Source organism: Klebsiella sp. R445 (assembly GCF_051131755.1).
GTDB classification, from domain to species: domain Bacteria; phylum Pseudomonadota; class Gammaproteobacteria; order Enterobacterales; family Enterobacteriaceae; genus Klebsiella; species Klebsiella lignicola.
On record NZ_CP180446.1, the window covers coordinates 2,502,513 to 2,526,568 of the forward strand.

A 24,056-nucleotide genomic window follows, 5' to 3' on the forward strand; every position below is an offset into this window, starting at 1 on the left:
TGAATGACGCTTAGCATCCGACATCCGTACCAGAGGAGTGGTGAATGAAAGGTACTATCTTCGCCGTTGCGCTCAACCATCGTAGCCAGCTCGACGCCTGGCGCGATGCGTTCCAACAGGCCCCTTACAAAACGCCGCCGAAGACCGCGGTCTGGTTTATCAAACCTCGTAATACCGTGATTGGTAGCGGCGAGGCGATCCCACATCCGCAGGGCGAAACCGTGCAGAGCGGCGCCACCGTGGCGCTGATTGTCGGCAAAACCGCGCGCCAGGTTCCCGCTTCTGAAGCCGCGGCGTTTATCGCCGGCTATGCCCTGGCCAATGACGTCAGCCTGCCGGAAGAGAGCTTCTACCGCCCGGCGATCAAAGCGAAATGCCGCGATGGTTTCTGCCCGCTCGGCGACCTGACCCCGGTACACAACGTGGACAATCTGACCATCGTCACCGAAATCAACGGCCGCGAAGCGGACAGCTGGAACACCGGCGATCTGCAGCGTAACGCCGCCGAACTGTTAAGCGCGTTGAGCGAGTTCGCCACCCTGAACCCCGGCGACGCCATTCTGATCGGCACCCCACACACCCGCGTGACGCTGCAGCCAGGCGACCGCGTGCGGATCCTCGCCGCAGGATTTCCAACGCTGGAAAACCCGGTGGTTGCAGAAGGAGAGCTGGCATGAAGCAGGCACGTATTGAATGGCAAGGCCAGCGCTACGACGTCCTGGTTGATGAACGTGAGCAGGTGCGCCTCAGCGATGGCACCCTGCCGCAGGCGGGTCAATTCCGTTGGCTGCCGCCCGCTGGCGGCACCCTGTTCGCGCTGGGTCTGAACTATGCCGATCACGCCAGTGAGCTGGAGTTTACGCCGCCGGAAGAGCCGCTGGTCTTTATCAAAGCGCCGAACACCTTTATCGGTCATCAGCAAGAATCAGTGCGCCCGGACAACGTCGAGTACATGCATTACGAAGCCGAACTGGTGGTGGTGATTGGCAAAACCGCGCGCCACGTCAGCGAGGCTGACGCCATGGACTACGTCGCCGGCTATACCGTCTGCAACGACTACGCCATCCGCGATTACCTGGAAAACTACTATCGTCCGAACCTGCGGGTGAAAAGCCGCGACACCTTAACCCCTATCGGGCCGTGGATCGTGGCGAAAGAAACGATCCCGGATCCGCATAACCTGGCCCTGCGCACCTGGGTCAACGGCGAACTGCGCCAGCAGGGCACCACGGCGGATCTGATCTTCAGCGTCCCGTTCCTGATCGCCTACCTGAGCGAATTTATGACCCTGCAACCCGGCGACATGATCGCCACCGGCACGCCGAAAGGGCTGTCCGATGTGGTGCCGGGTGACGAGGTGATCGTCGAAGTCGAAGGCGTCGGCCGTCTGGTCAATCGCATCATCAGCCAGCAGGCGTATGAGGAGAAGCTGTCATGAAAAAAATAAACCATTGGATTAACGGAAAAAATGTCGCAGGCACCGACTATTTCCATACCACCAACCCGGCGACCGGCGAGGTGCTGGCGGAAGTGGCCTCCGGCGGTGAAGCCGAAGTGAATCAGGCCGTGGCCGCCGCCAAAGAAGCGTTCCCGAAATGGGCTAACCTGCCGATGAAAGAGCGCGCGCGTCTGATGCGTCGTCTGGGGGATCTGATCGATCGCGACGTCCCGGAGATCGCGGCAATGGAAACCGCCGACACCGGCCTGCCGATCCATCAAACCAAAAACGTGTTGATCCCGCGCGCATCGCACAACTTCGAGTTTTTCGCCGAAGTGTGCCAGCAGATGAACGGCAAGACCTACCCGGTTGACGACAAGATGCTCAACTACACCCTCGTGCAGCCAGTTGGCGTGTGTGCGCTGGTGTCGCCGTGGAACGTGCCGTTTATGACCGCCACCTGGAAGGTCGCTCCGTGCCTGGCGCTGGGCAATACCGCGGTGCTGAAGATGTCCGAACTGTCGCCGCTGACCGCCGATCGTCTGGGCGAGCTGGCGCTGGAGGCGGGTATTCCGGCCGGCGTGCTTAACGTGGTGCAGGGCTACGGCGCCAGCGCTGGCGATGCGCTGGTCCGTCACCATGACATCCGTGCCGTGTCGTTTACCGGCGGCACCGCCACCGGGCGCAACATCATGAAAAACGCCGGGCTGAAAAAGTACTCAATGGAGCTGGGCGGCAAATCACCGGTGCTGATTTTTGAAGATGCCGATATCGAGCGCGCGCTGGATGCCGCGCTGTTCACCATCTTCTCGATCAACGGCGAGCGCTGCACCGCCGGCTCGCGCATTTTCATTCAGCAGAGCATCTACCCGGAGTTCGTTAAACGCTTTGCGGAACGCGCTAACCGGTTGCGGGTCGGCGATCCGACCGATCCGACGACCCAGGTCGGGGCGCTGATCAGCCAGCAGCACTGGGAGAAAGTCTCCGGCTACATCCGTCTGGGGATCGAAGAAGGCGCCACCCTGCTGGCCGGCGGCCCGGACAAACCGTCCGACCTGCCTGCCCATCTGAAAAACGGTAACTTCCTGCGCCCGACGGTACTGGCGGACGTCGATAACCGGATGCGCGTCGCGCAGGAAGAGATTTTTGGCCCGGTGGCCTGCCTGCTGCCGTTCAAAGACGAAGCGGAAGGGCTGCGCCTGGCAAACGACATTGAGTACGGTCTGGCCTCCTACATCTGGACCCAGGACATCAGCAAGGTTCTGCGCCTGGCGCGGGGTATCGAAGCCGGGATGGTGTTCGTCAACACCCAGAACGTCCGCGATCTGCGCCAGCCGTTTGGCGGCGTGAAAGCCTCCGGTACCGGTCGTGAAGGCGGCGAGTACAGCTTTGAGGTGTTCGCCGAAATGAAGAACGTCTGCATTTCCATGGGTGACCATCCGATCCCGAAATGGGGCGTGTAACCGTCATCCGTCGAGCCGCGTCAACCTTGACTGCGGCTCAAACTATTCAGGTTATGTAAGGAGAACACCGCATGGGAACATTAGCCTTAGCTGCCAAAATCACTCACGTGCCATCGATGTACCTCTCAGAACTGCCGGGGAAAAACCATGGTTGCCGTCAGGCGGCCATCGACGGTCATAAAGAAATTGGCAAGCGCTGCCGCGAAATGGGCGTCGATACCATTATCGTTTTCGATACCCACTGGCTGGTTAACAGCGCCTACCACATTAACTGCGCCGACCATTTTAAAGGCGTCTACACCAGCAACGAACTGCCGCACTTTATCCGCGACATGACCTATGACTACGACGGCAACCCGGAGCTGGGCCAGCTGATTGCCGACGAAGCGGTCAAGCTGGGCGTGCGCGCCAAAGCGCACAACATCCCCAGCCTGAAGCTGGAGTACGGCACCCTGGTGCCGATGCGCTACATGAACAGCGATAAACATTTCAAAGTGGTGTCGATCTCCGCGTTCTGCACCGTTCACGATTTTGCCGACAGCCGCAAGCTGGGCGAAGCCATCGTCAAAGCCATCGAACAGTACGACGGGACCGTTGCGGTATTCGCCAGCGGCTCGCTGTCGCACCGTTTTATCGACGACCAGCGCGCCGAAGAAGGGATGAACAGCTATACCCGCGAATTTGACCATCAGATGGATGAACGGGTGGTGAAGCTGTGGCGTGAAGGCAAGTTCAAAGAGTTTTGCACCATGCTGCCGGAGTACGCCGACTACTGCTACGGCGAAGGCAATATGCACGACACGGTGATGCTGCTTGGGGTGCTCGGCTGGGATAAATACGACGGCAAGGTGGAGTTTATTACCGACCTGTTCGCCAGCTCCGGCACCGGCCAGGTCAACGCCGTGTTCCCGCTTCCGGCCCAGGCGTAAGGAGCCTCTATGCCGCACTTTATCGCCGAATGTAGCGACAACATCCGCGAACAAGCCGATTTACCCGGCCTGTTCGCCCAGGTGAACCAGGCGCTGGCCGCCACCGGGATCTTCCCGATTGGCGGGATCCGCAGCCGCGCCCACTGGCTGGATACCTGGCAGATGGCCGACGGAAAGCACGATTACGCCTTTGTGCACATGACGTTAAAGATCGGCAGCGGGCGTAGCCTGGAGAGCCGGCAGGAAGTGGGCGAAATGCTGTTTGGGCTGATCAAAGCCCACTTCGCCGCCCTGATGGAAAGCCGCTATCTGGCGCTCTCCTTTGAGATTGAAGAGCTGCACCCGACGCTGAACTACAAACAGAACAACGTGCACGCGCTCTTCAAATAGCGCCCTAAGCCAGCCCCGGCGACGCTTCGCCGGGCTACCCGATGATGCCCATTTTCCGGTAATGCTACAGGAAGCCACTATGCTCGATAAACAGACCCGCACGCTGATCGCCCAACGGCTAAATCAGGCCGAAAAACAGCGTGAACAGATCCGCGCGATCTCTCTGGATTACCCATCGATCACCATTGAGGACGCTTACGCCGTCCAGCGCGAGTGGGTCGAGATGAAGATCGCCGAAGGCCGGGTGCTCAAAGGCCATAAGATCGGCCTGACCTCCAAAGCGATGCAGGCCAGTTCGCAAATCAGCGAACCGGACTACGGCGCGCTGCTCGACGATATGTTCTTCCACGACGGCAGCGACATTCCTACCGACCGCTTTATCGTGCCGCGCATTGAAGTTGAACTGGCTTTTGTGCTGGCGAAACCGCTGCGCGGGCCGAACTGCACGCTGTTCGACGTCTACAACGCCACCGATTACGTGATCCCGGCGCTGGAGCTGATCGACGCCCGCTGCCACAACATCGATCCTGAAACCCAGCGCCCGCGCAAAGTGTTCGACACCATCTCCGATAACGCCGCCAACGCCGGGGTGATCCTTGGCGGTCGGCCGATTAAACCCGATGAGCTGGATCTGCGCTGGATCTCCGCGCTGATGTATCGCAACGGAGTCATCGAAGAGACCGGTGTTGCCGCAGGCGTGCTGAATCACCCGGCCAATGGCGTCGCCTGGCTGGCGAATAAGCTGGCAGCCCACGACGTTCAGCTGGAAGCCGGACAGATTATCCTCGGCGGCTCGTTTACCCGTCCGGTACCGGCGCGCAAGGGCGACACCTTCCACGTCGATTACGGCAACATGGGCGCGATTAGCTGCCGCTTTGTGTAAGGGGAAAGAGATGAACAACACCTTTAAAGAGGCGCTCCAGGCCGGGCGCCCGCAAATCGGATTGTGGCTGGGGCTGTGCAGCAACTACAGCGCCGAGCTGCTGGCCGGGGCCGGATTTGACTGGCTGCTGATCGACGGCGAACACGCGCCAAACAACGTCCAGACCGTACTGACCCAGCTCCAGGCCATCGCGCCTTACCCCAGCCAACCGGTGGTACGCCCGTCGTGGAACGACCCGGTGCAAATCAAACAGCTGCTGGATGTTGGCGCGCAAACCCTGCTGGTGCCGATGGTACAAAACGCTGACGAAGCGCGGCTGGCGGTGAAAGCCACCCGCTATCCGCCGGCCGGTATTCGCGGCGTGGGCAGCGCCCTGGCGCGGGCTTCCCGCTGGAACCGTGTCCCGAACTATCTTCATCAGGCCAACGATGCCATGTGCGTGCTGGTGCAGATTGAGACCCGCGAGGCGTTAAAAAATCTGCCGCAGATCCTCGACGTGGAAGGCGTCGACGGGGTGTTTATCGGCCCGGCGGATCTCAGTGCCGATATGGGCTTCGGCGGCAACCCGCAGCACCCAGAAGTGCAGGCGGCCATTGAAAGCGCCATCGTCCAGATTCGCCAGGCTGGCAAAGCCCCGGGCATTCTGATGGCAAACGAGCAGCTGGCAAAACGCTATCTCGAGCTCGGCGCGCTGTTTGTCGCCGTTGGCGTAGATACCACCCTGCTGGCCCGCGGTGCAGAAGCGCTGGCGGCACGCTTTATCGACGCAGCAACCACCACAACCGATAACAATAAATCCGTCTATTAAACGGATAATGTGGAGCGCATTATGACAACCTCAACCCTGCAAAATAGTGAGAATAACGCCCCCGAACAACGGGTGATAAAGAAGCTGTTCCGTCGTCTCATTACGTTCCTGTTTGTGCTCTTTGTCTTCTCGTTTCTCGACCGTATCAACATCGGCTTCGCCGGCCTGACGATGGGCAAAGATCTCGGTCTGACCTCCACCATGTTCGGCCTTGCCGCCACGCTGTTTTACGTTACCTACGTGATGTGTGGGATCCCCAGCAATATGATGCTGGCGAAGGTCGGCGCTCGCCGCTGGATCGCCGGGATCATGGTGGTGTGGGGGATTGCCTCAACCTGCACGATGTTCGCCACCAACCCGCATACGCTTTATCTTCTGCGGATGCTGGTGGGCATTGCCGAGGCCGGTTTCCTGCCGGGGATCCTCGTCTATCTGACCTGGTGGTTCCCGGCCTATCACCGCGCCCGCGCTAACGCCCTGTTTATGATAGCGATGCCGGTGACCATGATGCTCGGCTCAATCCTCTCTGGCTATATTCTGGCGCTCGACGGCCTGTGGAACCTGAAGGGCTGGCAGTGGTTGTTCCTGCTGGAAGGGCTGCCGTCAGTGGTGCTTGGCATCGTCACCTGGTTCTACCTGAACGATACCCCGGATCAGGCCAGCTGGCTTGATCAGGAGGAGAAGCAGGCGCTGAAAACCATGATTGAGCGCGAGCGGGAAAGCGCCACCGTGCTGCCGACCTCGGGCCGCTCGACGCTGCGCGAAGTGCTGACGCCAGCGGTGCTGATGTACACCCTCGCCTACTTCTGCCTGACCAATACCCTGAGCGCGATTAATATCTGGACCCCGCAGATCCTGCAAAGCTTCAATACCGGCAGCAGCAACATTGTGATCGGCCTGCTGGCGGCGATCCCCCAGTTCTGTACCATCTTCGGGATGCTGTGGTGGAGCCGACGATCCGACCGGCGTAAAGAGCGCAAGATGCACACCATCCTGCCCTATCTGTTCGCCGCTGCCGGCTGGCTGTTAGCCTCTGCCACCAACCACAGCCTGGTTCAGCTCATCGGCATCATCATGGCGTCCGTCGGCTCCTTTACCGCGATGGCGATTTTCTGGACCACACCGGATCGGGTGATTAGCCTGCAATCCCGGGCGGTGGCGCTGGCGGTGATCAACGCCATCGGCAACATTGGATCCGCCGTCAGTCCGCTGTTGATCGGCATCCTGCGCGACACCACCGGTAGCTTTAGCTCCGGGCTGTGGTTTGTCGCTGGACTGCTGATCGTTGGTGCGCTGGTGCTGACCAGGATCCCGATGAGCCAGCGGGATGATGCCGCGGCGGCGGCGGGACTTGCCGCACAGAAAAGCCATTAAGGAGTACGTATGTGCCAGCCCTCAATCGCGAATATCGATATCAACAAAGATTACGATGAGAGTCTGGGGACCGAGGACGTGCACTACCAGTCGTTTGCCCGTATGGCGGCCTTTTTTGGCCGCGATATGCAGGCGCATCGGCACGATCGGTACTTTCAGATGCATTTTCTCGATACCGGGCAGATTGAGCTGCAGCTCGACGATCACCGCTACTCGGTGCAGGCGCCGCTGTTTGTCCTGACGCCGCCGTCGGTGCCGCACGCGTTTATCACCGAGTCCGACAGCGACGGGCATGTACTGACGGTGCATGAGGATCTGATCTGGCCGCTGCTGGAAGTGCTCTACCCCGGCACCCGGGAAGCCTTCGGCCTGCCGGGGATGTGCCTGTCGCTGGCCGATAAACCTGATGAGCTGACGGCGCTGGCGCATTACTGGCAGCTGATTAAACGCGAGTCGACGTCACAGCTGGCCGGGCGTGATCATACTCTGGCGCTGCTGGCGCAGGCGGTGTTCACGCTACTGCTGCGCAACGCCCGGCTCGACGATCATGCCGCCAGCGGGATGCGCGGCGAACTGAAGCTGTTTCAGCGTTTTAACCAGATGATCGACAGCCACTACCACCAGCACTGGACGGTACCGGACTATGCCAATGAGCTGCATGTCACTGAATCAAGGCTGACCGATATTTGCCGCCGCTTTGCCAACCGGCCGCCAAAGCGGCTGATCTTCGACCGCCAGCTACGCGAAGCCAAACGGCTGCTGCTGTTTTCCGACAGCGCGGTCAACGAGATCGCCTGGCAGCTCGGTTTTAAAGACCCAGCCTATTTCGCCCGCTTTTTTAACCGCCTGGTGGGCTGCTCACCGAGCGCGTACAGAACGCAAAAAGTCCCGGTATCCTAAGACCTTCCCGGAGGCGGTGCTGCGCACCTGTCCGGGCTACCACCAATGCCAACACGGGGGAAAATACGGGCCTCCAGGGTGAAAACATCGCCTGGATCACAGAACCAAACCCAGCCTGAAAAGTACCTGCCGTTGACCCAAAAGTCTCTTCACGAAACCGCGTTTAACCGCTTCAATTGAACAACAAAAACAATACATAAATTTAACATTTATCCCCCTGAAAGCGTTCGGCTACCGCCACTCTACGGCGTCCGACGCAGGACGGGAGATTCCGATGAATACTGAAGAGGCCCCTATGAAACCTGAAGATTTCCGCGCAGACGCTAAACGCCCGTTAACCGGTGAAGAGTACCTGAAAAGCCTGCAGGACGGCCGCGAAATTTATATCTACGGCGAGCGCGTCAAAGATGTCACCACGCATCCGGCATTCCGCAACGCCGCCGCCTCCGTCGGGCAGCTGTACGACGCCCTGCACAAACCGGAGCTGCAGGATTCGCTGTGCTGGAACACCGATACCGGCAGCGGCGGCTATACCCATAAATTCTTCCGCGTGGCAAAAAGCGCCAACGACCTGCGCCAGCAGCGCGACGCCATCGCCGAATGGTCCCGCCTGAGCTACGGCTGGATGGGCCGCACCCCGGATTACAAAGCCGCCTTCGGCTGTGCTCTCGGCGCTAACCCGGCGTTTTACGGCCAGTTCGAGCAGAACGCCCGCAACTGGTACACCCGCATTCAGGAAACCGGCCTGTACTTTAACCACGCGATCGTCAACCCGCCGATCGACCGCCATAAACCCGCTGACGAAGTAAAAGACGTCTACATCAAGCTGGAAAAAGAGACCGACGCCGGGATCATCGTCAGCGGCGCAAAAGTGGTTGCCACCAACTCGGCGCTGACCCACTACAACATGATCGGGTTTGGCTCTGCTCAGGTGATGGGTGAGAACCCGGACTTCGCCCTGATGTTCGTCGCCCCGATGGACGCCGAAGGCGTGAAGCTCATCTCCCGCGCCTCTTACGAGATGGTCGCCGGTGCCACCGGATCGCCATACGACTATCCGCTCTCCAGCCGTTTTGACGAAAATGACGCGATCCTGGTGATGGATAAAGTGCTGATCCCTTGGGAAAACGTGCTGATCTATCGCGACTTCGATCGCTGCCGTCGCTGGACCATGGAAGGGGGCTTTGCCCGCATGTATCCGCTGCAGGCCTGCGTGCGCCTGGCGGTCAAACTCGACTTTATCACCGCCCTGCTCAAGCGCTCTCTGGAATGTACCGGCACCATGGAATTCCGCGGCGTGCAGGCCGATCTCGGCGAAGTCGTCGCGTGGCGCAATATGTTCTGGGCGCTGAGCGACTCGATGTGTTCAGAAGCCACCCCGTGGGTAAACGGTGCCTGGCTGCCGGATCATGCGGCGCTGCAAACCTACCGCGTGATGGCGCCGATGGCCTACGCCAAGATCAAAAATATCATCGAGCGTAACGTCACCAGCGGCCTGATCTACCTGCCTTCCAGCGCCCGCGATCTGAATAATCCGCAGATCGACCAGTACCTGGCAAAATATGTCCGCGGCTCTAACGGTATGGATCACGTCGAGCGTATCAAGATCCTCAAATTGATGTGGGACGCCATCGGCAGCGAATTCGGCGGTCGTCATGAATTGTATGAAATCAACTACTCCGGGAGCCAGGACGAGATCCGCCTGCAGTGCCTGCGTCAGGCACAAAGCTCCGGCAATATGGACAAAATGATGGCCATGGTCGACCGTTGTCTGTCCGAGTACGACCAGCACGGCTGGACGGTGCCGCACCTGCACAACAACTCTGATATCAATATGTTGGATAAGCTGCTGAAGTAATTCGCAGCAGGAGGTCACAATGCAATTAGATGAACAACGCCTGCGTTTTCGCGATGCTATGTCCAGCCTGTCGGCTGCGGTCAACGTCATTACCACCGAAGGCGAAGCCGGCCGCTGCGGTATCACCGCGACGGCGGTGTGCTCGGTGACCGATACGCCGCCGTCGGTTATGGTCTGCATCAACGCCAACAGCGCCATGAACCCGGTGTTCCAGGGGAACGGCAAACTGTGTATTAACGTGCTGAACCATGAGCAGGAAGTGATGGCCCGCCACTTCGCCGGGATGACCGGCATGGCCATGGAAGAGCGCTTCAGCCTCTCCTGCTGGCAAAAAGGGGCGCTGGGACAACCGCTCCTGAAAGGATCGCTGGCCTGCCTTGAAGGTGAAATAAGCCAGGTACAGACCATCGGTAGCCACCTGGTCTATCTGGTTGAGATCAAAAACATCGTCCTGAGTCAGGAAGGCCACGGGCTGATTTACTTCAAGCGCCGTTTCCATCCGGTGATGATGGAGATGGAAGTGGCGGTCTGATTCGCTCGTTTTCTATCTGATTCACATTTCCCTCCCCTCCGCGGGGAGGGAAAAACCGCAAGAATACATGTGATCTCAATCACATATTGCCGTTCTGCTCATTTCCTGCCCAACCGCTTATCCTGCCAAGTGACCGCTCAGCCCCCCATATAACCACTCACAAACTTACCCAACTTTACGCAGCCTGCGTTCTGGCAGAATGCCCCTGACAGAGCAATCAAAACCTCCGCAAACATTACTCAACCTTAAACGGTTTCGGCCAGTTATTAATCAAAAAACCGGGTCTACTATGGACACAAAAAAACTCTTTAAACATATACCCTGGGTGATTCTTGGAATCATCGGGGCATTTTGCCTCTCGGTCGTCGCCCTGCGCCGCGGTGAACACGTCAGTGCCCTGTGGATTGTCGTGGCGTCGGTTTCCGTCTATCTGGTGGCCTATCGCTACTACAGCCTGTACATCGCCCAGAAGGTGATGAAGCTTGACCCCACGCGCGCGACGCCGGCGGTCATCAATAACGATGGACTGAACTACGTTCCCACCAACCGCTACGTGCTGTTTGGCCACCACTTTGCCGCCATTGCCGGGGCAGGTCCGCTGGTCGGCCCGGTGCTGGCAGCGCAAATGGGCTATCTGCCCGGCACCCTGTGGCTGCTGGCGGGCGTGGTGCTGGCGGGGGCGGTGCAGGACTTTATGGTGCTGTTTATCTCCTCGCGCCGTAACGGGTCATCCCTCGGGGAAATGATCAAAGAAGAGATGGGGCCGATTCCGGGTTCTATCGCCCTGTTTGGCTGCTTCCTGATTATGATCATCATCCTCGCAGTTCTGGCACTGATCGTAGTAAAAGCGCTGGCAGAGAGCCCGTGGGGCGTCTTTACCGTCTGCTCAACCGTGCCGATCGCGCTGTTTATGGGGATCTACATGCGCTTCCTGCGCCCCGGTCGCGTGGGCGAAGTGTCGGTGATTGGTATCGTGCTGCTGGTGGCCTCTATCTATTTCGGCGGCGTGATTGCCCACGACCCGTACTGGGGCCCGGCACTGACCTTTAAAGACACCACCATTACCTTCACCCTGATTGGTTATGCGTTTATCTCCGCGCTGCTGCCGGTATGGCTGATTCTGGCACCGCGTGACTACCTCGCGACCTTCCTGAAAATCGGCGTTATCGTCGGCCTGGCGCTGGGGATCGTGATCCTCAACCCGGACCTGAAAATGCCGGCAGTGACCCAGTACATCGATGGTACCGGTCCGCTGTGGAAAGGCGCCCTGTTCCCGTTCCTGTTTATCACCATCGCCTGTGGTGCGGTATCGGGCTTCCACGCGCTGATCGCATCCGGCACCACGCCGAAGCTGCTGGCGAATGAAACCGACGCCCGCTTTATCGGCTACGGTGCAATGTTGATGGAGTCCTTTGTGGCGGTGATGGCGCTGGTAGCAGCCTCTATCATTGAACCGGGCCTCTACTTTGCGATGAACACCCCGCCAGCCGGTCTGGGCATTGTGATGCCAAACCTGCACGAAATGGGTGGCGAAAATGCGGCAATGATCGCTGCGCAACTGAAAGAAGTTACCGTGCATGCGGCAGCAACCGTCAGCTCCTGGGGCTTCGTCATCACCCCTGAGCAGATCCTGCAAACGGCGAAAGATATCGGCGAACCGTCGGTACTGAACCGTGCAGGTGGCGCACCAACGCTGGCCGTCGGTATCGCCCACGTGTTCCACAAAATCATCCCGATGGCGGATATGGGCTTCTGGTACCACTTCGGTATTCTGTTTGAAGCGCTGTTTATCCTCACCGCGCTGGATGCCGGTACCCGTGCCGGTCGCTTTATGCTCCAGGATCTGCTGGGTAACTTCGTGCCGTTCCTCAAGAAAACCGACTCGCTGGTGGCCGGGATTGTCGGCACCGCCGGTTGCGTAGGCCTGTGGGGTTATCTGCTGTATCAGGGCGTTGTCGACCCGCTCGGCGGCGTCAAGAGCCTGTGGCCGCTGTTTGGTATCTCGAACCAGATGCTGGCTGCCGTGGCGCTGGTGCTGGGTACCGTGGTGCTGGTCAAAATGCAGCGTACTAAATACATCTGGGTCACCGTTATCCCGGCCGCATGGCTGCTGCTGTGCACCACCTGGGCGCTGGGTCTGAAACTGTTCAGCACCAACCCGCAGATGGAAGGCTTCTTCTTTATGGCTCAGCAGTACAAAGAGAAGATTGCCGCCGGCGGTGAACTGAGCGCGCAGCAGATTGCCAACATGAACCATATTGTAGTGAACAACTACACCAACGCCGGGTTGAGCATTCTGTTCCTGGTGGTGGTTTACAGCATCATCTTCTACGGCATCAAAACCTGGATCAACGTGCGTAACAACAAAGTGCGCACCGATAAAGAGACGCCGTACGTACCAGTACCGGAAGGTGGCGTGAAGACCTCTTCGCATCACTAACCCCTCATGCCCGGTGCAGCTGATTGCACCGGGTTTTATCTTTATATCCAATGGATTTCGGGCGGTAACAAGGCGGCAACGCAGACGCTGCCCGAAAGACAAAAGGGTATATCTGGATGGCACTATGTTTGGTAACTTGGGTCAGGCAAAAAAATACCTCGGTCAGGCGGCGAAGATGCTGATTGGCATTCCGGACTACGATAATTATGTCGAACACATGAAAGCCACCCATCCGGATAAGCCGTACATGACCTACGATGAATTCTTTCGCGAACGCCAGCAGGCCCGCTACGGCGGTGACGGCAAAGGTGGCGTGCGCTGCTGTTAAATGGAGGCAAAATGGCACCGATTGCAGTGACCCTGTTGACCGGCTTTCTTGGCGCGGGGAAAACCACCCTGCTGCGCCATATTCTCAATGCACAGCACGGGTTTAAGATTGCCGTCATTGAAAATGAATTTGGTGAAGTCGCGGTAGACGATCAGCTGATTGGCGACCGCGCCACCCAGATCAAAACCCTGACTAACGGCTGCATCTGCTGCACCCGCTCGAACGAGCTGGAAGATGCGTTGCTCGACCTGCTCGACAGCCGCGATCGCGGCGAGATTGATTTTGACCGGCTGGTGATTGAGTGCACCGGTATGGCCGACCCCGGTCCGATTATCCAGACCTTTTTCTCCCATGAGATACTGTGCGAGCGCTATCTGCTGGACGGCGTGATTGCGCTGGTGGATGCGGTCCATGCGGATCAGCAGATGAGCCAGTTCACCATTGCCCAGTCGCAAGTGGGCTATGCCGACCGTATTCTGCTGACCAAAACCGACGTCGTAGGCAACAGCGACGCCTTACGTGAACGGCTGACGCGCATCAACGCCCGGGCGCCGATATATACCGTGACCCATGGCGATATCGATCTGAGCCTGCTGTTTAATACCAGCGGCTTTATGCTGGAAGAGAACGTGGTCAATAATAAACCGCGCTTCCACTTTATGGCTGATAAACAAAACGACGTCGCCTCTATCGTGGTCGAACTGGATTACCCGGTCGATATCAGCGCAGTCTCCCGGGTGATGGAAAACCTGCTGCTCTCTTTCGCCGAACAGCTGATGCGCTATAAAGGGATGCTGTGGATTGATGGCGAGCCGAACCGCCTGCTGTTCCAGGGCGTCCAGCGCCTGTACAGCGCCGACTGGGACCGCCCCTGGGGCGACGAAACGCCACACAGTACGCTGGTGTTTATCGGCATTAATCTGCCGGAAGAAGAGATCCGCGCGGCGTTTGCCAGCTTGCGTTGATAACCGCTCGCAACCTGCGGCAGTTATCGTGGCTTCCGGGCGAATATCGCCCGGTCATCGCGGCGCTTTTTTTCATTGTGGCCGGGCCGGAAACGCTTTTTCCCCGACGGTAATAACGACATATTTTCTGCAGCCTGCTCGCAAAAATTCACCAAAACAGACCGAAGACAGCCCCGGGCAGCCGTGCTATAAACGAGCCATCCCCTCAGCACAGGAGCGTGCCGTGAGCCACACCCGTGATATTGCGCAGACCTTCTGGCGCGACGAGACACTGCCCTGGCTGGAGCTGCGCAGCACCCGGCACAGCCGTCAGGCCTATAAACGCCATCGCCATCCGCAACTGTCGCTGGGGGCCATTATCGCCGGGGAAACCTGCTGCCAGTGCGGCGGGCAAACGTATCTGCTGCGGCCGGGCGATCTGATCGTTATCCCGGCCAACGCTCCACACAGCTGTAACCCGTGCGATGGTCAGCCACGCAGCTACCATATGCTGTATCTCGACGTGACGTGGTGCCTGCAGCAACTGCCGCCTCTCCCAAGCCAGACGCAACTGCATGCGCCGCAACCGGTGCTCCGGGACCCTCAGCTTTTCGATCGCTATCAGCAGATAGTGACCCTGATGACGCAGCAGCAAACGGCAGAACTGCCCGCGCTGGTGGCGCAATTTCTCCGCTCGCTGCCGCTGCATCCCGCCGACGTGCCGCCGCTGCGCGACACCAGCTCGCAGCTTTCTCATCGCCTGGCGACTGACCCGCAGGCTCCGCCTTCGCTCGACGTCCTGGCCCACGAGTTTGACCTGCGTAAAGAGACGCTGATCCGCACCTTCAAGCAGGATACCGGCCTGACACCCGCCAGTTATATGAACATGACGCGCATCGAATTTGCCAAAGCGCGGCTGCGCGCCGGGGATGAAATAGCCGACGTCGGCTATCAGGCCGGTTTTGCCGACCAGAGCCACTTCCATAAAACCTTTGTCAGCTATACCGCCGCCACGCCGCGTCAGTACGCCGCAAGACCGATCAATATCAAACAATAAGTGATGCTTTCTCTGACGTAGGCTGACCGCTGATTTGTTCAGAGGTCGCTATGGATATGTTTACGTCGCTTTTCCCGCCCGCCTTTCCGGCGCTGGCGCTCTCCCACTTCGTTGCCCTGCTCAGCCCAGGACCCGATTTCTTTTTACTGATGGGTTACGCCCTGCGCTATCGCCTGCGCGGCAGCGTCGGCCTGTGCCTTGGTATCGCCGTTGGCAACGGGCTGTACATTGTGCTGGCGATTATCGGCTGGGGCGTGCTGCGTCAGGTTCCGCTGCTGTTTACGGTGGTTGAACTGTTGGGTGCGGTGTATCTGCTGTGGATTGGCCGCCAGTTGCTGAAAAGCGCCCCGGCCACTCTGGAGTGGCAGGCCGCGCGCGCTTCCCGTCCCTCGCCGGGTAAACAGCTGCTGCTGGGTCTGGGGTCATCGTTGCTCAATCCCAAGAACGCCCTGTTTTATCTGGCGTTAATGACTTCGTTGCTCGGTCCCGATGTCACCTTGATCCAACAGACAAGCTGCGGCATCTGGATGGTCAGCGTGGTGCTGATATGGGATCTCTTGCTGGTCTCGCTGATGGCGCTGGGGCCAATCCAGCATCGCTTATCCGGCGTGATCTGGCGCGTCGAGCGGGCCGCGGGCGCGGTACTGACAGGTTTTGGACTGTGGATTGTGTGGCAGTTTTTGCACGAGTCTGCCGTCAGGTTATATGCTTAAAGCCTATGGAAAAACTCGCTGAACTGAAACGCGCCAAACTGCTGGCGCTGTCGCTACTGCTGATTGCGGTCGCCATTTTTATCACCACGCTGCTGCTGCCACCGACGCCGTGGGTCAGCGCGCTGAAGGCTGTCTCCGAAGCGGCGATGGTCGGGGCGCTGGCCGACTGGTTTGCGGTGGTGGCGCTGTTTCGCCCAATTCCGCTGCCGTTTATCTCCCGGCATACGGCGATCATTCCCCGCAACAAAGACCGGATCGCCGATAACCTCGGCTATTTCGTGCAGGAGAAATTTCTTGATACCCCATCGCTGGTGGCGCTGATTCGCCGCTACGAGCCGGCCCTGATGCTCGGCAACTGGTTCAGCCAGCCGGCAAACGCCCGGCGGGTGGGCCACCACCTGCTACAGGTGATGAGCGGTTTTCTGGAACTGACCGACGACGCCCGCATTCAGCGCCTGCTGCGCCGGGCGGTGCATAAGGCCATCGATAAGGTCGATCTGACGCAGACCAGCGCTATGATGCTGGAGGGATTAACCCGTAATAACCGTCATCAGAAACTGCTGGACTCGCTGATTTCCCAGCTTATCGCACTGTTACAGCGCGACAGCTCGCGCGCCTTTGTGGCCCGCGGGATCGTCCGCTGGCTGGAGACCGAACACCCGCTGAAGGCCAAAATCCTGCCCACCGAATGGCTGGGCGAGCACAGCGCTGAAATGGTCACCGATGCGGTGAATACGCTACTCGACGAGGTTACCCAGGATCGCAGCCATCAGATCCGCCAGGCCTTCGATCGGGCAACGTTGAAACTGATCGACAACCTGAAAAGCGATCCGCTGATGGCGGAAAAAGCGGAGAACATGAAGGCCTGGCTGAAAAATGATGAGACCTTTAACCGCTATCTCGGCGAAGTATGGGCCGACCTGCGGGCGTGGATTAAAAACGATGTCAGCAGTGACGACTCGCGGATCCAGCAGCGGATTGCCGATGCCGGGCAGTGGTTCGGCGAGACGTTAATCCATGATGAGGCGCTGCGCGAATCGCTGAACGAACACCTTGAGCAGGCGGCCCATCGGGTTGCTCCGGAGTTCGCCACCTTCCTGACCCGTCATATCAGCGATACGGTGAAGAGCTGGGACGCACGGGATATGTCGCGGCAGATTGAACTCAATATCGGCAAAGACCTGCAGTATATCCGCATCAACGGCACCCTGGTCGGCGGCAGCATCGGCCTGGTCCTGTGGTTGCTCTCGCAGATCCCGGCGCTGTTCCTGCATTAAGCGAACAAAACGGTGGCCCCGCCGCGCTGGCAGGGCCCTGCAGTTAGCCGATGCGGGTAAAGCCAGCATCCAGATCGGCAATCAGGTCATCAACATCTTCCAGCCCGATATGTACCCTGATCAGCGTCCCGCTGAAATCAACATCCCCAGCCGGGCGAATGCTGTTCAGCTCCTCCGGCTGGTTCGCCAGAATCAGTGACTCAAATCCGCCCCAGGAGTAGGCCATATGGAACAGAGTAAAGTTATCGAGAAACGCCGCCAGCTGCTCGTCGGTCAGTCGTTTTTTCAGGATGAAAGAGAACAAACCTGAGCTGCCCGTGAAGTCGCGTTGAAAACAGGCGTGTCCGGGGCATTCGGCCAGCGCCGGGTGATTCACCCGTGCCACCTCCGGTCGCGCCGACAGCCAGCGCGCGATCTGGATGCTGCTCGTTTCATGCTGTTTAAGGCGCACCGCCAACGTGCGTAACCCACGGCTGCCGTTATAGGCGGTATCAGCATCCAGCGTCTGACCCATCAGGTAGGAGTTTTCGCGTAAACGATCCCAGCAGCGGGCGTTGGACACCGCCGTCCCCAGCATCGCATCCGAATGGCCAACGATGTATTTGGTGCCTGCCTGAATAGAGATATCAACGCCGAGATCCAACGCCCTGAACAGCACGCCTGCCGCCCAGGTGTTATCGATCATGATAACGATCTCCGAATTCACCGCGCGGATCGCTTGCACCATGCCCGGCACATCCTGTACCTCCATGGTGATCGAGCTGGGGGACTCCAGAAAGACCACTTTCGTCTCAGGGCGCAGCAGGCGAGTAATGTCAGCGCCGATCAACGGATCGTAATAGGTGGTTTCTACGTTGAATTTACTGAGGATCTTATTGCAAAAATCCTGCGTCGGTTCATAGGCCGCGCCGGTCATCAGGATATGGTCGCCGCTTTGTACAAACGCCAGAATGGCATTGGTCACCGCCGCAGCGCCACACGGATAGAGCGCGCAGCCCGCACCGCCTTCCAGTTCGCTCATTGCCTGCTGAAAAGCAAAATGGGTGTAGGTCCCGCGGCGGCCGTAAAACAACTCGCCGTTGGCACGATTGGCGGTGGCAAATTTTTTGTCTTTCACCGTCTCAAAGACCAGCGAAGAGGCGCGCTGGATAACCGGATTCACCGCACCCTGGGTGTAGCGCTTGTCGCGTCCGACGATAACTAACTGCGTGTCGAGTTTGAGTTTCTTGTTCATAACGTCTCCTGTGACATCCTTTTATCCGTGGGAAAATTTAAGCGGCAGCCGCCGTGGAATTCAGCTCAGTGTGTACCTGCTTTTTTCCGGCGAAGCGCTCCACAATTTGCGCGGCGTTCAAATCATGAATCACGTTGATCAGGGTAGCCGGGGCATCGGTGATGGTGCCGAGCACCACCAGCATCGGGATCGCTTCCATCGGCAGTCCCAGCGTGGTGACAATAAAAATTTCCCCGAGGAAGGCCCCGCCCGGCACTCCGCCGACGATAATGGCGGAGAGCACGGCAATCAGCATGGTCAGGAAGAAGGTTTCGGTGGTGAATTCCATCCCCAGCACCGAATAGATAAAGACGATCTTCAGCGCTGCAATCATCGCCACGCCGCCCTTATTGAGGTTCACCAGCAGCGGAATGGAGACATCGACGATTTCCGGATTAATGCCCATCGCTTTACCGGCGCGCAGTGTGACGGGCAGCGTCCCTAATGAGGAGCAGGTTCCGAGCGCGGTCGCAGAAGGTTCCACCGCATTGCGCCAGAACGCCTTCACCGCCGGTATGCCGCCCCCGATCCAGGAATATAAAATGGACCCGAAGATAAAATAGACCAGCGTGGCCACCATAAACAGGCCAATCGCCCGCGCAAAGGTCAGCAACAGCCCGGAATCCTGGCTGGCCATCGTCGCGGCGAAGTAGCAGCCGAGGCCGATTGGCGCGACTTTCATAATGATCGAGACAATCTTCATAATGACGGTATTGGCATCTTCCAGCAGCGAGGCGATGCGTTTACCTGCCTGCTCCGATTGCCCAATGGCGACACCGGCAATAATCGCCATCACGATCAGCGCCAGAATATTGGACTTCGAAAACAGCCCGATAAAATCGCTGGTGGTAATCATGCTGACAAAATCCATCTGTCCGCTGCCCGCCTGTACCGATTGCGAGAGATCGATAGTGACGCCCTGCGCCGGGTTGTACCATAACGCCAGCGCGACGATGCCTGCCGCCGGAATAAGCGCCATCGCGATTGAGACAATAAAGATAATCGCCATAATACGCCCCAGCCTTTTCAGGTCGGTCATACTGGCAATCGACGACATCACGCTGATACCCACCAGCGGAACAATAATCATAAATAACAGGTTGAGGAATATCTGGCCTATCGGTTGCAGTTTACCAGCTAGCCCCGGGGCGTAAATACCAGTCAGGCCGCCAATCACCAGAGCAATTAATAAAATAATAGAAGATTTGTAGGGTTCGAGTCGTGACCACATAACCGGTACCTTTAATTAAAATTATATTGATGAGATGAAATTCACAAAGTAATGACTTTCTGGGCCGCCTCCTTTTATTTTGTGATACAACTCACTTAACTTGTTATTTTTTCATTTTGCCAGCAAGTTGTTTCCTGTGATTCAATAGTCACATGTTTTATACGCGAATGTAACGGCTCATTCGTACCGTTTTTGCAAATCACTTGTGAGTAAAAGGAAAGAATGAGCAATCCTGTTTCGTTAAAGCATCTGGAGTTTTTTATCAAGATTGTCGACTGTGGAGGATTATCAGAAGCCGCCGCACAGCTTAACGTCTCCCCCTCGGCGGTCAGCAAAAGCCTCTCCGCGATGGAAGATACTCTGGGAACCACCTTAATTAAACGCACCACCCGCAGTATTACCCTGACCGATGCCGGGCAATATTTGTTTAATCGCGCCAATAAGCTATTAAAAGAGTTTGATGACACCTTAAATACCACCTCCGGCTATTATCACAGTCCGCAGGGTGAATTACGCATTACCTGTTCTATTGCCTTTGGTTACTCCCGGTTGGTCAACCTGGTGGATAAATATCGTCAGCAATATCCCGATGTGAATCTCTATATCGATTTGAATGATAATTTCGTCAATCTCAATGACACCGATTTTGACATCGCCTTACGTATTTCCACCGCCCCGCCGCAAAACTACGCCATGCGCAAACTGGTCCCTATCCGCTGGGCCTACTGCGCATCGCCAGGCTACCTTGCGAAGAAAGGCATGCCCGTACGACGCAGCGATCTGGTGAATCATGACTGCCTGGTGTACCCCGGTCTGACGCCAGTCCTGAAGGTGGCCGATGAGCAGGATCGTCTACATCAGCTGAAGCTGCACATGCCGATCCAGGCCAACAGCAGCCTGGTGCTCTTAAAATCGGTCCTGGAAGATCAGGGCGTGGGCTACCTTCCTACCTATTTGATCGGCGATCATATTCAGAAAGAAGAGGTCACGCCGCTGATCCTCGATGGCACCATCACCTGCGAAACGCATACGCTGTATGCGCTCTATTTCCCCAGCAAATACAGCAATCCTAAGGTACGATCGTTTATCGATTTTCTGGTGGCAGAACTAGGCCCGGTGCCGGCATGGGACAGTTGGATCCCGCACTAGCGCCAGCCTCCTGCGATCCGTATTTTGTGGTGACTTCAGACCCCTTTTAAGGAGCTAAAAATGGCTGACATCAACCTGACCTCCGCCGAACGCGACCTGTTACGCGAAAAGCTATGCGCCTACTGCGAAAAGAATTTTGACCTTGAACTGGAGCAGTTTGACGCCGAATTCTTTGTCGATTTTATCGCGAAAGAGCTGGGGCCGATGTTCTTTAACGCCGGCATTGAAGAGGCGATTCGCACCCATGTCGCCTACAGCGAACGCATTCAGGAAGAGATGGATTTGAAAAAAGTCTATTAGCGCCAGGGCGCCGCCTGCATCGGCCAGCGCCATAGGCGGCAACGATAACGACGAATAGCGCTGTGTATCGACCTGGCCGGCCTGAAGCTATTCGCTGAAGATAAAGCGCGTCGGGGCAAAGCAGTTGAGGATGCGGTGGACCAGAAAGACCAGCGTCAGGGTCACGATCAGCGATGTCGTCACCGAAGTGATGCGGTAGAGATCGCTGAAGATCAGATCCTGGTCCGGGTGCAGGTTCTGGCCGAACATAATCCCGATGGTGGTGATACTGGCGAAGCCCACCCCGGCGCCGACCTTTTCCATCACGTGCAGGCGGGCGCTAAAGGCCAGGCCCAGGCCAATCAGCGGCATCATCAATATCATATGGTTGCTGAAATCGTAGATAAGCAACTGCACTACCAGGATGTAAAGGCAGGAGAGCACCACCCCCACCACACGCCACACCGAACTGATCACCGCGCCGCGATAGTGCATCGGGAATAAAATCAGGATCCCGGCCATTAGCGCCGAGAGTGAATCACTGAGATCGCACATCTGGAAGACCACAAAAATCAGCGTCGCAACGGTGCCGGAGAGGAGTGATTCGTGGCGCACGCGGGCAGCATCTTTCTCGATCCGCGGCGGCGGCTTACGCGGTTCGACGTCGGGGATCAGGTAATTCATTAAGGCGCTGAGCGCCACCGCCATCACACAGGCTTCCATATTCGAGAACAGCAGCGTGTGCCAGTTGCTGCTGGTGTAGCTCATAAAGTTGAGCATGGTGCTCTGACAGACCACGCCCATCGACCCCAGCAGGAACAGCGGCCCCTGGCTCATAAAGCGAAAACGCATCACGTAGAGGCCAAAAACCACCAGCGTCATAACAATCGGCCATTGTGACAAATAGCCGACGATCAGTACCATTTCAACGCAGTTCACCGCCGCACTGAAGATAAACTGCCTGGCAACGTGCCGGTTGAATACCGGCACCAGCGACAGCAGCATCAGCGGGTAGACCACGAAGAAAACGCCGTACTGCACGTCGTAGAAGGTCGAAATGCTCAGCGATATCATCCCGGCAAAGGCGATACGCAGCGTCTGGCGGAAATCATTCGCCGTGTAGACGATATTGCCGTGCGGGGTGAAGACGCGCGCCAGCGTATTAATAGACATAATGCAGCAGGCTCACCAGATGGATCTGTACGCCAGCAAAAGTGCGGGCGAACGGCCCGTCGCTGTTGTAGAGCTGTACCGTGGCTCGCGCACCGGTCGGCAGCGCTTTCTCCAGCGGCTCATTGAGGGCCACATGAATACGCATACGCTGGGCATCACGCACCCAGCGCGTGGATTGCTCCGGCTGCGAGAGCTGGCCGTTGACCTCTTCCTGACCGGCTAAAATCCCGGCGTCGCTGCTGGTGACGTGTGCCGGAAACACCTTGCCCGGCAGGGCATCAAAGACCACGGCGGCATCGGTATCCACGGCGGTATGGCGCAGGCTTTTCTCGCGGAAATCGGCGACGATATCGGTATGGTTGCTGACCAACGCCAGCAGCGGCGTGGCGGCCGTGGCATACAGGCCCGGATTGAGCTGCAGGTTGCTCACCATCCCGTCCGTTTCCGCATGGACTTTACTCCAACCCAGGTTGAGCTGCGCCTCTTCCAGCGCGTTGCGGTATTTTTGCAGCGTCACGTTACGGCTATCGTCGCGCTCTCCGCGCTGGATCAGCAGGTTCTGAATGCTGGCATTCAGCGCGCTGACCGATTGCTCGCTGGTCTGCCAGGTGGTGCGCACCTTATCCAGATCCGATTGCGAGACGTTTTGCATGGTGCTCAGGCGCTGATAGCGGTCAAGGGTCACTTTGTCGTTTCGGGCAGTGTATTGCGCCGTGCGCAGGTTGGCACGCGCGGCGGCAATTTGCGCATCCAGCTGCTGGTTGCTCAGCTTCGCCTGTTCAAAGGCGATCTGCGCGGCCTGGACTTTGTTGATAAACGGCGTGGGATCCAGCTCATAGAGCAGATCGCCTTTTTTCACCTGGCTATTGTTGTGGACATAGACCTGGGATACGTAGCCGGAGACCCGGGGCGATACCGGCGTCACCACCCGCATCACGATTGAATCCGGCGTCAGCGGGATCCAGATATCGGCAACAATAAACCAGGCGAATATGACAAGGAAAGCGGCAATACTCACCCTTACCCAGCGGGCAAACTTTTGTTCTGGCGTCATCATAGTGTGTTAGATCTTGTTATCTTCTTCGCGGATTGTCCGCAAATTGCAGGCGATTTGATTTAATGTGGCACTGAAAGTCTCGAGGTCAGCCTCGGGAATGGTGCGGGTGACGCGGGCCTGGTAAACCTCAATCACGCGGTTCAGCGTTTCCAGCGTCGAGCGACCTTCCGCCGTGAGCGTCAGCAGACGTATGCGTTTGTCATAGGGAGAGGTTGAACGCACCAGGTAGCCCTGGTTTTCAAGCTGCGTGAGGGTGCGCATCAGCGGTGGCAGTTCAATGCCCTGCACTTCCGCCAGTTCGCTGACCGAAACGTTGCACCCCAGTTGATGCAGCTGCATCAGTACCGTCCAGCTTGACTGAGTCAGGCCGGTATCGGTGATGGCAGCGTCGATGGTCGCGCGCCACTGGCGTACTACCATCGCCATCCGCATCCCCATCGGGCGGCGGGCGAACAGTTCGTCTTCGGTCATGTTTCTTTCCTCAGTAAGCTGAGAAGAAAATAATACTTATCAGGGTAAGTATCAAGAAACAGCCGACATGACAGCATCAATTGATAAAT

The 24,056-nt window shown here is 57.8% G+C and carries 23 protein-coding genes and 1 pseudogene; 19 read left to right on the forward strand and 5 right to left on the reverse strand.

Annotation, left to right across the window (positions count from 1 at the left end):
- Window positions 1-44: 44 nt before the first annotated feature.
- The 17 genes and pseudogenes from ACMYSN_RS11665 (at window position 45) to ACMYSN_RS11745 (ending at window position 17,334) form a co-directional block, all read left to right on the forward strand.
- Window positions 45-677, forward strand: coding sequence for a fumarylacetoacetate hydrolase family protein (locus tag ACMYSN_RS11665; protein WP_462498076.1), 633 nt, complete (start codon window positions 45-47; stop codon window positions 675-677).
- Entirely contained in the window at window positions 674-1,438 is a 765-nt protein-coding gene (locus ACMYSN_RS11670; protein ID WP_462498077.1) for a fumarylacetoacetate hydrolase family protein, read from the forward strand. Before ACMYSN_RS11665 ends, ACMYSN_RS11670 begins: the two co-directional genes overlap by 4 nt.
- Window positions 1,435-2,901 carry an aldehyde dehydrogenase gene (hpaE, locus tag ACMYSN_RS11675; protein ID WP_462498078.1) on the forward strand — a complete coding sequence of 489 codons (1,467 nt, stop codon included), beginning with the start codon at window positions 1,435-1,437 and terminating at the stop codon, window positions 2,899-2,901. The genes ACMYSN_RS11670 and hpaE overlap by 4 nt, the downstream gene beginning before the upstream one ends.
- Before the next feature lie 71 nt (window positions 2,902-2,972).
- On the forward strand, window positions 2,973-3,830 hold the full coding sequence (hpaD, locus tag ACMYSN_RS11680; RefSeq protein WP_123757650.1) for a 3,4-dihydroxyphenylacetate 2,3-dioxygenase: 858 nt from the start codon (window positions 2,973-2,975) through the stop codon (window positions 3,828-3,830).
- A 9-nt stretch (window positions 3,831-3,839) separates the two neighbouring features.
- On the forward strand, window positions 3,840-4,220 hold the full coding sequence (locus ACMYSN_RS11685) for a 5-carboxymethyl-2-hydroxymuconate Delta-isomerase (RefSeq protein ID WP_123757651.1): 381 nt from the start codon (window positions 3,840-3,842) through the stop codon (window positions 4,218-4,220).
- A gap of 79 nt (window positions 4,221-4,299) precedes the next feature.
- Complete coding sequence (gene hpaH / locus ACMYSN_RS11690) at window positions 4,300-5,103, forward strand: 2-oxo-hept-4-ene-1,7-dioate hydratase (RefSeq protein ID WP_123757652.1); 804 nt, start codon at window positions 4,300-4,302, stop codon at window positions 5,101-5,103.
- A gap of 10 nt (window positions 5,104-5,113) precedes the next feature.
- Window positions 5,114-5,911 (forward strand): HpcH/HpaI aldolase/citrate lyase family protein, encoded by a 798-nt coding sequence (hpaI, locus tag ACMYSN_RS11695; RefSeq protein WP_462498079.1) that lies wholly within the window; start codon window positions 5,114-5,116, stop codon window positions 5,909-5,911.
- A 21-nt stretch (window positions 5,912-5,932) separates the two neighbouring features.
- Complete coding sequence (hpaX, locus tag ACMYSN_RS11700; RefSeq protein ID WP_462498080.1) at window positions 5,933-7,285, forward strand: 4-hydroxyphenylacetate permease; 1,353 nt, start codon at window positions 5,933-5,935, stop codon at window positions 7,283-7,285.
- Between the two features lie 9 nt (window positions 7,286-7,294).
- Window positions 7,295-8,185, forward strand: coding sequence for a 4-hydroxyphenylacetate catabolism regulatory protein HpaA (gene hpaA, locus ACMYSN_RS11705; protein WP_462498081.1), 891 nt, complete (start codon window positions 7,295-7,297; stop codon window positions 8,183-8,185).
- A gap of 295 nt (window positions 8,186-8,480) precedes the next feature.
- Complete coding sequence (gene hpaB, locus ACMYSN_RS11710; RefSeq protein ID WP_174509066.1) at window positions 8,481-10,043, forward strand: 4-hydroxyphenylacetate 3-monooxygenase, oxygenase component; 1,563 nt, start codon at window positions 8,481-8,483, stop codon at window positions 10,041-10,043.
- 19 nt (window positions 10,044-10,062) lie between these two features.
- Window positions 10,063-10,575, forward strand: a complete 513-nt coding sequence (locus ACMYSN_RS11715; RefSeq protein ID WP_462498082.1) for a PNPOx family protein — start codon at window positions 10,063-10,065, stop codon at window positions 10,573-10,575.
- 289 nt (window positions 10,576-10,864) lie between these two features.
- Window positions 10,865-13,015, forward strand: a complete 2,151-nt coding sequence (locus ACMYSN_RS11720) for a carbon starvation CstA family protein (RefSeq protein ID WP_123757658.1) — start codon at window positions 10,865-10,867, stop codon at window positions 13,013-13,015.
- A 124-nt stretch (window positions 13,016-13,139) separates the two neighbouring features.
- Window positions 13,140-13,343 (forward strand): YbdD/YjiX family protein, encoded by a 204-nt coding sequence (locus tag ACMYSN_RS11725; protein ID WP_123757659.1) that lies wholly within the window; start codon window positions 13,140-13,142, stop codon window positions 13,341-13,343.
- 11 nt (window positions 13,344-13,354) lie between these two features.
- A complete protein-coding gene (yjiA, locus tag ACMYSN_RS11730; protein ID WP_462498083.1) occupies window positions 13,355-14,308 on the forward strand; it encodes a GTP-binding protein in 954 nt (317 codons plus the stop codon).
- A gap of 223 nt (window positions 14,309-14,531) precedes the next feature.
- Window positions 14,532-15,348 (forward strand): annotated as a pseudogene (locus ACMYSN_RS11735) (AraC family transcriptional regulator).
- A gap of 46 nt (window positions 15,349-15,394) precedes the next feature.
- On the forward strand, window positions 15,395-16,057 hold the full coding sequence (locus ACMYSN_RS11740) for a LysE family translocator (protein ID WP_462498084.1): 663 nt from the start codon (window positions 15,395-15,397) through the stop codon (window positions 16,055-16,057).
- A 5-nt stretch (window positions 16,058-16,062) separates the two neighbouring features.
- Entirely contained in the window at window positions 16,063-17,334 is a 1,272-nt protein-coding gene (locus tag ACMYSN_RS11745) for a DUF445 domain-containing protein (RefSeq protein WP_462498085.1), read from the forward strand.
- A gap of 43 nt (window positions 17,335-17,377) precedes the next feature.
- On the opposite strand, the gene metC is transcribed toward ACMYSN_RS11745, so the two are convergent.
- Together metC and ACMYSN_RS11755 are read right to left on the reverse strand one after the other, a co-directional pair.
- Entirely contained in the window at window positions 17,378-18,568 is a 1,191-nt protein-coding gene (gene metC / locus ACMYSN_RS11750) for a PLP-dependent aminotransferase family protein (protein WP_462498086.1), read from the reverse strand.
- A 37-nt stretch (window positions 18,569-18,605) separates the two neighbouring features.
- Entirely contained in the window at window positions 18,606-19,838 is a 1,233-nt protein-coding gene (locus ACMYSN_RS11755) for a dicarboxylate/amino acid:cation symporter (RefSeq protein WP_462498087.1), read from the reverse strand.
- 222 nt (window positions 19,839-20,060) lie between these two features.
- On the opposite strand from ACMYSN_RS11755, the gene ACMYSN_RS11760 reads away from it, so the two are divergent.
- Both ACMYSN_RS11760 and ACMYSN_RS11765 read left to right on the forward strand, forming a co-directional pair.
- Window positions 20,061-20,987 carry a LysR family transcriptional regulator gene (locus ACMYSN_RS11760; RefSeq protein WP_462498088.1) on the forward strand — a complete coding sequence of 309 codons (927 nt, stop codon included), beginning with the start codon at window positions 20,061-20,063 and terminating at the stop codon, window positions 20,985-20,987.
- A gap of 60 nt (window positions 20,988-21,047) precedes the next feature.
- Entirely contained in the window at window positions 21,048-21,287 is a 240-nt protein-coding gene (locus ACMYSN_RS11765; protein WP_462498089.1) for a DUF2164 domain-containing protein, read from the forward strand.
- Window positions 21,288-21,374: 87 nt separating this feature from the next.
- On the opposite strand, the gene ACMYSN_RS11770 is transcribed toward ACMYSN_RS11765, so the two are convergent.
- From ACMYSN_RS11770 to ACMYSN_RS11780, 3 genes are read right to left on the reverse strand one after another with little or no spacing between them, the layout of a single operon-like run.
- Window positions 21,375-22,439 carry a DUF2955 domain-containing protein gene (locus ACMYSN_RS11770; RefSeq protein WP_462498090.1) on the reverse strand — a complete coding sequence of 355 codons (1,065 nt, stop codon included), beginning with the start codon at window positions 22,437-22,439 and terminating at the stop codon, window positions 21,375-21,377.
- Window positions 22,429-23,496, reverse strand: coding sequence for an HlyD family secretion protein (locus ACMYSN_RS11775; protein ID WP_462498091.1), 1,068 nt, complete (start codon window positions 23,494-23,496; stop codon window positions 22,429-22,431). The genes ACMYSN_RS11770 and ACMYSN_RS11775 overlap by 11 nt, the downstream gene beginning before the upstream one ends.
- Window positions 23,497-23,502: 6 nt before the next feature.
- Entirely contained in the window at window positions 23,503-23,967 is a 465-nt protein-coding gene (locus ACMYSN_RS11780) for a MarR family winged helix-turn-helix transcriptional regulator (RefSeq protein ID WP_123757673.1), read from the reverse strand.
- Between the last annotated feature and the right edge of the window lie 89 nt (window positions 23,968-24,056).

What these genes read in the sequence shown, in the direction of transcription:
- ACMYSN_RS11665 (WP_462498076.1), top strand. Translation starts at nt 45, where the DNA reads ATGAAAGGTACTATCTTCGCCGTTGCGCTCAACCATCGTAGCCAGCTC.
- ACMYSN_RS11670 (WP_462498077.1), top strand. Translation starts at nt 674, where the DNA reads ATGAAGCAGGCACGTATTGAATGGCAAGGCCAGCGCTACGACGTCCTG.
- hpaE (WP_462498078.1), top strand. Translation starts at nt 1,435, where the DNA reads ATGAAAAAAATAAACCATTGGATTAACGGAAAAAATGTCGCAGGCACC.
- hpaD (WP_123757650.1), top strand. Translation starts at nt 2,973, where the DNA reads ATGGGAACATTAGCCTTAGCTGCCAAAATCACTCACGTGCCATCGATG.
- ACMYSN_RS11685 (WP_123757651.1), top strand. Translation starts at nt 3,840, where the DNA reads ATGCCGCACTTTATCGCCGAATGTAGCGACAACATCCGCGAACAAGCC.
- hpaH (WP_123757652.1), top strand. Translation starts at nt 4,300, where the DNA reads ATGCTCGATAAACAGACCCGCACGCTGATCGCCCAACGGCTAAATCAG.
- hpaI (WP_462498079.1), top strand. Translation starts at nt 5,114, where the DNA reads ATGAACAACACCTTTAAAGAGGCGCTCCAGGCCGGGCGCCCGCAAATC.
- hpaX (WP_462498080.1), top strand. Translation starts at nt 5,933, where the DNA reads ATGACAACCTCAACCCTGCAAAATAGTGAGAATAACGCCCCCGAACAA.
- hpaA (WP_462498081.1), top strand. Translation starts at nt 7,295, where the DNA reads ATGTGCCAGCCCTCAATCGCGAATATCGATATCAACAAAGATTACGAT.
- hpaB (WP_174509066.1), top strand. Translation starts at nt 8,481, where the DNA reads ATGAAACCTGAAGATTTCCGCGCAGACGCTAAACGCCCGTTAACCGGT.
- ACMYSN_RS11715 (WP_462498082.1), top strand. Translation starts at nt 10,063, where the DNA reads ATGCAATTAGATGAACAACGCCTGCGTTTTCGCGATGCTATGTCCAGC.
- ACMYSN_RS11720 (WP_123757658.1), top strand. Translation starts at nt 10,865, where the DNA reads ATGGACACAAAAAAACTCTTTAAACATATACCCTGGGTGATTCTTGGA.
- ACMYSN_RS11725 (WP_123757659.1), top strand. Translation starts at nt 13,140, where the DNA reads ATGTTTGGTAACTTGGGTCAGGCAAAAAAATACCTCGGTCAGGCGGCG.
- yjiA (WP_462498083.1), top strand. Translation starts at nt 13,355, where the DNA reads ATGGCACCGATTGCAGTGACCCTGTTGACCGGCTTTCTTGGCGCGGGG.
- ACMYSN_RS11740 (WP_462498084.1), top strand. Translation starts at nt 15,395, where the DNA reads ATGGATATGTTTACGTCGCTTTTCCCGCCCGCCTTTCCGGCGCTGGCG.
- ACMYSN_RS11745 (WP_462498085.1), top strand. Translation starts at nt 16,063, where the DNA reads ATGGAAAAACTCGCTGAACTGAAACGCGCCAAACTGCTGGCGCTGTCG.
- metC (WP_462498086.1), bottom strand. Translation starts at nt 18,568, where the DNA reads ATGAACAAGAAACTCAAACTCGACACGCAGTTAGTTATCGTCGGACGC.
- ACMYSN_RS11755 (WP_462498087.1), bottom strand. Translation starts at nt 19,838, where the DNA reads ATGTGGTCACGACTCGAACCCTACAAATCTTCTATTATTTTATTAATT.
- ACMYSN_RS11760 (WP_462498088.1), top strand. Translation starts at nt 20,061, where the DNA reads ATGAGCAATCCTGTTTCGTTAAAGCATCTGGAGTTTTTTATCAAGATT.
- ACMYSN_RS11765 (WP_462498089.1), top strand. Translation starts at nt 21,048, where the DNA reads ATGGCTGACATCAACCTGACCTCCGCCGAACGCGACCTGTTACGCGAA.
- ACMYSN_RS11770 (WP_462498090.1), bottom strand. Translation starts at nt 22,439, where the DNA reads ATGTCTATTAATACGCTGGCGCGCGTCTTCACCCCGCACGGCAATATC.
- ACMYSN_RS11775 (WP_462498091.1), bottom strand. Translation starts at nt 23,496, where the DNA reads ATGATGACGCCAGAACAAAAGTTTGCCCGCTGGGTAAGGGTGAGTATT.
- ACMYSN_RS11780 (WP_123757673.1), bottom strand. Translation starts at nt 23,967, where the DNA reads ATGACCGAAGACGAACTGTTCGCCCGCCGCCCGATGGGGATGCGGATG.